The organism is Dietzia cercidiphylli (genome assembly GCF_014145145.1).
In the GTDB taxonomy this organism is placed as follows: Bacteria; Actinomycetota; Actinomycetes; order Mycobacteriales; family Mycobacteriaceae; genus Dietzia; species Dietzia natronolimnaea.
In genome coordinates, this window is the sequence record NZ_JAALEA010000209.1 from 1 (window position 1) to 7,695 (window position 7,695).

Annotated in this window: 9 protein-coding genes and 1 pseudogene; 7 read left to right on the forward strand and 3 right to left on the reverse strand. The window is 68.4% G+C overall.

The features are described 5' to 3' along the window. Positions 1-94 precede the first annotated feature (94 nt). From G6028_RS08095 to G6028_RS08110, 4 genes and pseudogenes are all read left to right on the forward strand, one after another. Positions 95-1,288, forward strand: coding sequence for a TRAFAC clade GTPase domain-containing protein (locus G6028_RS08095; protein WP_182658575.1), 1,194 nt, complete (start codon positions 95-97; stop codon positions 1,286-1,288). Next, positions 1,285-1,671: a hypothetical protein gene (locus G6028_RS08100; RefSeq protein ID WP_182658576.1), complete on the forward strand. Its 387-nt coding sequence runs from the start codon at positions 1,285-1,287 to the stop codon at positions 1,669-1,671. The genes G6028_RS08095 and G6028_RS08100 overlap by 4 nt, the downstream gene beginning before the upstream one ends. Positions 1,672-2,054: 383 nt before the next feature. Then, positions 2,055-2,288 (forward strand): annotated as a pseudogene (locus tag G6028_RS08105) (ABC transporter ATP-binding protein); the annotation flags it as partial. Between the two features lie 229 nt (positions 2,289-2,517). Next, positions 2,518-2,955: a universal stress protein gene (locus G6028_RS08110; protein WP_182658577.1), complete on the forward strand. Its 438-nt coding sequence runs from the start codon at positions 2,518-2,520 to the stop codon at positions 2,953-2,955. Positions 2,956-3,019: 64 nt separating this feature from the next. Here the strand turns inward: G6028_RS08110 and G6028_RS08115 are convergent, their stop codons facing one another. Beyond that, entirely contained in the window at positions 3,020-4,060 is a 1,041-nt protein-coding gene (locus G6028_RS08115; RefSeq protein WP_338404181.1) for an alpha/beta fold hydrolase, read from the reverse strand. On the opposite strand from G6028_RS08115, the gene G6028_RS18035 reads away from it, so the two are divergent. From G6028_RS18035 to G6028_RS08125, 3 genes are all read left to right on the forward strand, one after another. Next, positions 4,016-4,141 carry a hypothetical protein gene (locus G6028_RS18035; protein ID WP_338404182.1) on the forward strand — a complete coding sequence of 42 codons (126 nt, stop codon included), beginning with the start codon at positions 4,016-4,018 and terminating at the stop codon, positions 4,139-4,141. The genes G6028_RS08115 and G6028_RS18035 overlap by 45 nt on opposite strands. Before the next feature lie 49 nt (positions 4,142-4,190). Next, positions 4,191-4,538 (forward strand): hypothetical protein, encoded by a 348-nt coding sequence (locus G6028_RS08120; RefSeq protein ID WP_182658578.1) that lies wholly within the window; start codon positions 4,191-4,193, stop codon positions 4,536-4,538. Between the two features lie 146 nt (positions 4,539-4,684). Further along, entirely contained in the window at positions 4,685-5,308 is a 624-nt protein-coding gene (locus tag G6028_RS08125) for an HNH endonuclease (RefSeq protein WP_182658579.1), read from the forward strand. Here the strand turns inward: G6028_RS08125 and G6028_RS08130 are convergent, their stop codons facing one another. Together G6028_RS08130 and G6028_RS08135 are read right to left on the reverse strand one after the other, a co-directional pair. Then, positions 5,309-6,853, reverse strand: coding sequence for a pyridoxal phosphate-dependent decarboxylase family protein (locus G6028_RS08130; RefSeq protein WP_182658580.1), 1,545 nt, complete (start codon positions 6,851-6,853; stop codon positions 5,309-5,311). Continuing rightward, the coding region (locus G6028_RS08135; RefSeq protein ID WP_182658581.1) for an MFS transporter at positions 6,850-7,695 on the reverse strand (846 nt) is incomplete at its 5' end. The genes G6028_RS08135 and G6028_RS08130, both read right to left, overlap by 4 nt.

Below are 7,695 nucleotides of genomic sequence, written 5' to 3' on the forward strand. Positions count from 1 at the left end.
GCAGTCACACCGGCCCGTGAATCAGCGGGGCTAGTCGCGGGATGATTCCCACCATCGCAGATGCGGTGAGCGACGTGTCCTCTACGCTGCCTCCATGGCAAATTTTCCTAAGGTCCAGGAGCAGAACATCGCGGTGTTCGGCGAAGCCGGATCTGGCAAGACGGTTCTGGTGTCCTCGTTTTACGGGCCCACCCAGGAAAGTGCGTATCAGAATGACCTCTGGGACCTCGTGGCGCTTCAGCCGGGGCAAGGTAATCGACTGCTGCAGAGCTATCTGGAAATGCGGGACACCGCAACCATGCCCATTCAGAACCGATTCAGCGGCATCACCTACCAATTCGCAGTGAAGCTCAAGACCACCAGCCTGAGAGAATCCACGAAGCGCCCCTTCGACGAGTTGCGACTCATGTGGCACGACTACCCCGGCGAGTGGTTCACCACCGACCCGGAAGGAGACGAGGAGCAGGCTCGTCGGCTCGAGACCTGGGGCAACCTCCTCAAATCCGACGTGGCCCTGATCCTCGTGGACGGGCAGAAGCTGCTTGATTTCCGAGGAGAGGAAGAGCGCTATCTGACCTCACTTTTCGCCAACTACCGTCAGAACATTCTGCTCGCCAAGGACCATCTCCTCGCCAAGAACGGCCCCCTCGTCGAGTTCCCCCGGATCTGGATCCTCGCCCTGTCAAAATCCGATCTCCATCCCGGCTGGACCGTCGAAAGCTTCCGCGACCTGCTCATTCGAAAGTCCGCGGGAGAGATGAACAGTCTCCGCGAGACGATCGCGAGTCTTCTCGATACGCCCAAAGCACTCTCGTTGGGCGAGGACTTCCTCCTACTTTCCTCCGCCAAGTTCCAGATGAAACCGGGAGGATATGAGCCGTCCGAGATCGATCTGACGCAACGCGTGGGAGTGGACCTGGTCCTGCCGTTGGCGTCAATCCTGCCTCTGGAGCGCAGAGTCCAGTGGCAGCAGCAATTCGACATCCCACTCAAAGTCGTGGACAAGCTGGCCGACGGCGCCGACGTGATCGCAGCCGCCCTCCTCGGAATGAAGTTCAAGACAGTGGAGAAGCTATTCAAGAATGTAGCCAAGACCAACAAGGCCATTGGGGTGTTCACTCAGTTGACGCCGATCCTCGCCGCCGCGGTAGCAGCCGCGGGACCCAAACTCAAGGAGATCAACGCAGAGGCTCGAGATAGGCACGACCATCTCCGCTCGATGCTCACACAGTTCAAGCTCGACCTGGAGCAGTCCGTCACCGACAATGTGGCGTTGTTCCGCAAGTGAACACTCACTCCGACGACCAGCCGCGATTGATCTGGGCCACCCGCGGTCGGAATTGGGGCTTCCGATTTCTCCTGGGTGCCGGCCTGGACGACCCGCTGCTGGAGTACGAGAGGGCGTTCGGTGGAGATTCCGATGCCGCCGAAGCATTTCGCCGCTCCGCTGACACCGTTGCCGTGCGTTTCCCCGATCCGCTCCAGCGGAGGGACTTCGCCGGCCGGGTCATTCCTCACGAGATCGTCTTATTCGGCGCAGATGCCGATCTCGTCGACTCACTTGACACCGGCATTCGGGAACTCTGGCCTCGGGTCTCGGGAATCTTCGCTCAGATCTGGGATTCGGACGATCCCCCCAGCCGGCAGGAGATCGAACGCGGCCGGTTCTGATCGAATCCCAAATTGAGATGCGCCCCGGCTGCAATCGTCAAGGTCTGTTCAGGCCCCCTTGGGCGAGGGGTCCATGTAGACCGTCCTGCCCTCCGCCTCACTCGAAACCGTCGCGAGCGGCTGCTGTGGAGCGCGAGACGATGAAGATCGGCGGATCAGGATGGCCGTGAAGCCGTGGCCAGGTGCGAGCCCGCACGCATAGAAGACGAAAGGGGAGCGTGCTATCGATCGGCTTGAGGGACTCCATATAGCTCGTCGACCTTGTTGTGCACGTCCTCGTGCCGAAGCACGACCAGATTCGCGAGAATGCAGAGGCAGGACCTGGAATCGGTCGTCTCGCACCCAGATGAGTGGCGAGAGGACCCCGTCGCTCGCTGGCATGACTCGTGTCCTCGGCAGACTACATGCTGCTGCTCGACGAGCCGACCAACAACATCGACCCGATCTCGCGCGAGCAAGTCCTCGACGCGCTACGGACGTACGAGGGCGCTGTCGTTCTGGTGACCCACGACCCGGGCTCCATGGAGGCCCTCGAGCCCGAGCTGGTCATCATCCTGCCCGACGGCACGGAGAACCTGTGGAACCAGGAATACATGGAGATCGTCGAGTTCGCGTAACCGAGTCCAGCGAGGGCACGCGACGTTCGCGAATGGTTCCGACGAGCTCGCGTAACCGAGCGCAGCGAGGGCAAGCGGACGTTCGCGCTAGGTGGCGAGCTTCGCGGTCTGCCTCGTTTTCTCGTCCGCCACCGCACGGCAACGCGGCCACGGGGTTACGGTGGGGGTGTCGCCGGATCCGGCCTGACGCCGGGTGCACCGACGACGGTGTCACCGAGGAGGTCGACCAATGGATGCACAGCCGGTCGTAGTCGGGGTCGACGGGGGACCCGACTCCCTGAAGGCCCTGGCCTGGGCCGCGGAGTACGCGAGCTCGGTCGGGGCGCCCCTGATCGCCCTGGCCGCCGTCGAGACCCCCGCCGTCGTCGGCCCGTACGCGATGGCCGGGTGGGTGGACCCGTCGATTCTGGAAGAGAGGGCGAGGATCATGCTCTCGGATTCGGTGCGCGACACCCTGGGTGACGACGCCCGCGTCGACCAGACCGTCCTCCGCGGCCACCCTGCGGAGGCGATCGTCGCGGCCTCGCGGGATGCCCGGCTCGTGGTGGTGGGGAGCCGGGGGTGGGGTGGTTTCCGGGGACTGCTCATGGGCTCGGTGAGCCAGCACGTCGTCGCGCACTCGCGGTCCCCGGTCGTGGTCCTGCCGCGTCAGGCCGAGGACGCCTGAGTCCGGTCGGCGTGGCGCGACGAGTGCGACGCGCGCGACCGGTCCCGGCTGGCCCGCGGACAGGTCAGGGCTCCGCGTGTCCCACCAGACCCTCGAGCAGTGTCGGGAACCGGGCTGAGACGCCTCGGCGGGGGAGGGCGTTCAACGCCTCGCCCTGACCGGGAAGCGCGGCGTGCCTACCCGTGACCAGGTGGTCGAGTGCCCTCATCAGCGCCGCGGGGTGGGTGTCCAGCGCACTGTGGCCGTTCTCGATTCGGGTGACCGCCGCGTCCGGGGCGATCGACGCCACGCGGTCGGCGATGTCCGGAGGGGTGCGGAGGTCCCTGGTGCCGCTGAGGAGGACCATCGGCCAGGTGAAGCGGGATACCTCTCGACCCAGGTCGACCGGTTCCGCGTCGAACCCGGGAAACAGAGGTGCGAGCGGCGCATACGTGAGTGCGGGGTCGAGGGGCTGGCCGTCCGCCGGGGCGCCGTACCCCAGTTCGCGGAAGCCGATCGCTCCGGCGATGTCGAACTCGTAGACTCCCGGCACGCGGGCGAGCGAGCCGTCCATGGTCGCATAGGCCTCGAGTAGTCGCCAGGCTGCGCCCGCCGGCACCCGCAGCCGTCCCGGTGCCCGACCGCGCACCCGGCCCCGCAGCAACGGACCGAGCAGCTCCGGCCCGCCCAACTCGTAGGCCGCGCGGACCACGTCGAGCAGGCGTCGGCCGTCCTCTCCGCGGAGGTAGAGGCGCCGCACATCCGCCGCGATCGCGGTGTCTGCATCCCAGAACACCGAGCGCACCGCCCGTCGCTCGAGGTCGATGTCCGCCGACGACTGCAGCGCCGAATCCAACAGCATGCCCGCGACGCGCTCGGGATACAGGGCGCCGACGCAGGACACCACGTAGCTGCCGTAGGAGGAACCAACCAGGTAGGCCGAGTCCACCGCCTCCCGGTCGAGAACCGCCGCGATGTCGCCGGCGACAGCGGCGATCCGCATCGCCGACACCGGCAGGTCCCGGCCGGCGGTATCGGTGCGGGACAAGCCCACACCTCTGTGCTCCACCATGATCAGGTCGTGCCCGAGGCGGGCGGCCCGTCGACGCAGGCCGCGATACGGCAGTACCGACCCGAGGCCCGGGCCGCCGGGGACCACCACGGTCGGCTGGCGCGTGCGCGGGCCGGTCCGGACGTCAACGGTTAGGTGAGCCTTAGCGTCCACTGTGACCAGTGCGTTTGAGACACTTGTCCACATGGACATCGTTTTCGACATCGTTCTGATCCTGCACTTCATCGGCCTGGCCGGCATCATCGGCGGGTGGCTCGCCACCATCAAGGCGCCTCACATGAACAAGGCGATCCTGCACGGGGCGATCCTCCAGGTGGTCACCGGTCTGCTGCTCGTCGGTCTGCGCGAGATGCAGGACGTGGACCTCAACCACATGAAGATCGGGATCAAGCTCGTCGTCGCGGTCGTCATCCTGGTCGTCGCGGTGATGGGCGTCCGCAAGGAGGCCAGGGCGGCGGGCAGCACCGGGACCCTGGCGACCATCGCCGGCGTCCTCGGTGTAGTCAACGTCGCGATCGCGGTCCTGGTCTGACACGGTCCTGGTCTGACACCGGGACCACACGCCCCGCGCCGCCCCCCGACTCCGGTCGGGGGGCGGACGTCGTTGTTCTGGATCAGTAGCGTCGAGCCCGGAGGCCGAGGACGTCGAGTCAGGGGGGGGAGAGGCGCATCGTGGCTATGGAGGAGACCCCGGCGGCCGGCCTGCCCCTGCCGCGTACGTCCGTCGAGGACAAGGCTGAGGTGTTGGCTCGAGTGGTCACCGCGATCGACGCCGGCGACATGGATTCAGGCCGTGTCGTTCTCCGGGCCGACTACCCCTTCGCGCCGGTGATCAAGTCCGGCCGCCGCTACACCGACCGCCAGTGTCTGCACATCTTCTACCGGGACGGATTCCTCGACCGCTACAGTGGGGTGAAACTGGTGAATCCGGGTGCGCTGCGCTTGCTGTCCGTGCTCCTTCCCGAGGACTTTCCCGCACACCCGAACTGGCTGATGTCGGAGACCCACTTCGCGTTCTGGGAGCTGTTCCCCACCATCGACCATCTCGAGCCGGTGGCGCGAGGAGGAGTGGACGACGCCTCGAACTGGGTCTGCACCTCGATGCTGCGAAACTCGGCCAAGGCCCATTGGACCGTCGAGGAGCTGGGGTGGTCGCTTCACCCGCCGGGGCTCCATACCGACTGGGATGGCTTGACCGGCTGGTTCGTCCGATGCCTGCAGGAGCACCCGGAGCTACTCGCACACTCGTATGTGGCCCGCTGGTTCCGAGCGTCCGTGGACGTCCGCGCGCAGCTGACCTGACTACTCCATCACCGCGGCGAGGTACGCCCGCACCAGCCGGGCACCCACCTCGGCCGGGAGGCGTTCGATCGCCGCGAGCAGTGCGGCCATCCCGCCGTCGTCCCCGTCGTCGTCGGCGAGCACTCCGGACACCATCGCGTGCACATCGTCCTCGGGCAGGGCGAGCAGGTCGCCGGGGGAGAGGGCTCCGGCCTCCAGTGCGGCCAGCACATCGGCGAACGCCGCCGGGGGCGTCGGGTCCGGCAGCCCGCGTACCTCCTCGGCCGCCGCGCGTGCCACGTCCAGGATCTCGTCCGTCAGGCGTTCGGTCACCGGGGTGATGGTGAGGTGGGACGACGACGGCAACGCGCCCCGCTCCTGCCGGTAGGCCGGTTGCGCCTGCACGGCGATGCCCCTACGACCGCACTCGTCCGCCCATAGGTGGGGGTGGACACGTCGGGCGTCTCCCACGGATCCGTCGGCCACCACGGCGATCAGGGGTCCCGGATCGGAGTCGATCACGCGCAGCCCCTCGATTCCGGCCAGCCCCTCCACGAGGCGCCCGGTCGCCCGGGCGGTGCGCGCCACGAGTTCGGACTGACCGTCGTCGCCCAGGGCCTCGAGCACGGCCCACGCAGCGGCCGCGGGTTCGAGAGGCTTGGACCCGGACAGGGCGGGGTTGACCACCGGGTAGCCCGGCCAGTCGACGGTGGAGAACCAGGATGCGCGGTGCCTGGCGCGGCCCCGGCTGAGCAGGACCGAGGTGCCCTTGGGGGCGAAGCCGTATTTGTGCAGATCGGCCGAGATGCTGGTGACCCGTCGGACCCGTAGATCCCAGGTCGATCCCACCCCGCCCGGCCAGAAGGGGAGGACCAGCCCGCCCAGGCAGGCGTCCACGTGCAGCCCGATCCGCGGATCGTGGTGCGCGTCGAGCCCGGCCGCGACCTGCTCCACCGGGTCGATCACACCGGTGGGGTAGGAGGAGGCCGAGCACACCACCAGGCAGGTGTCGTGGCCCACGGCGGCCAGCAGGTCCTCGCCGGCCACCCGGCCCGTGTCGGGGTCCACCTCGACGCCGACGAACCGCATCCCGAGGATGTGGGCGGCCTTGCGGAACGCCGCGTGGACGGTCACCGGGGCGACGATCGTCCCGCCACTGCCGGGGGCACGCCCCGAGACCTCCCGAGCCGCCAGACACGCCAGCACGCAACTCTCGGTGCCGCCCGACGTCACGACACCGTGGACCTCGTCGTCGTCGCTCCCCGGACCGTCGCCGGCGTCCCCACCCAGGATCGTGCGGACCCTGTTGACGATCCCGCCGTGGATCCGTGCGACCGACCCGAAGACGGTCGGGTCCAGGCCGTTGACGCCGTGCGCCAGACCGGCGGCGCGCACGGCCAACCGGTCCACGCCCTCCACGCCCGAGTCGTAGACGTAGGAGAGCACCCTGCCGCCGGTCGTGGGCGGATCCGACGCCCGCAGCGCGGCCAGCGTCTCGAGGGCCGCCTCGCCTCTCCGGGCGATCAGGGCGTCCAGGGGATCGGTGTCCGGTGGTTCGACTGTCATGCGGGCTCCGTCCAGCTCGGGTGCTCGCGGCCCAACGCCCGGATGACCAGCAGACTCGCAGCGGTCAGCAGGGCGGGGACCAGGGAGAAGCCGAGGATGATGGCCCAGAGGGCCGGTTCGGGCTGATCAGCGACGCCGCCGGAGCGGAAGCCGGTTACCGCGAGCAGCGCCAGCACCACCACGGGCCCGAGCGCCATGGATCCCGTCTCGGACGCCGTCCACAGCCCGCTCATCGCCCCGCTGCGACGGCGGCCGCCCAGCTCGCGGTCCATGTCCGTGGTGTCGGGGAGCATCGACATCGGTAGAGCCTGCATCCCGGCGTAGGCGACCCCCGCGAGCGCCACGGGGACGTGCACCCACATCCCGGGCCACATACCCGCGGGGATGAGCATGAGAGCGGACACGGTGAACAGGATCGTCGCGGTCGCCAGAGCGGGGACCTTGCCCCGGGCGTGCGCCAGGCGGGCCCACAGCGGCATCACCAGCAGGGCGGGGGCGATCAGCGCGAGGAACAGCCCGGTCAGCGCGGCCTCGTTGCCGAGGATGTAGGTGGCGACGTACTGGCCACCCGCGAGCATCACGGCCGTGGCCACCGCCTGCAGGCAGAACAGGCCCACCAGCAACCGGAACGGCCGGGTCACCCGCAGCGCGTCGAGTCCGTCGCGGTACTGCCGGCCCAGGTCGCCGACCTGCGCGTCCGCCCGCAGGACCGTGCGCCGACCGGATCCGAGCGTCGCCCACAGCATGCCGCCGAGCATCAGGGCGGACACGGCCACGGCCATCACCACGTACCCCGTCGCCCCTCCGCCCGCCGCCTCGCGCAGGGCCGGACCACCGCCCCC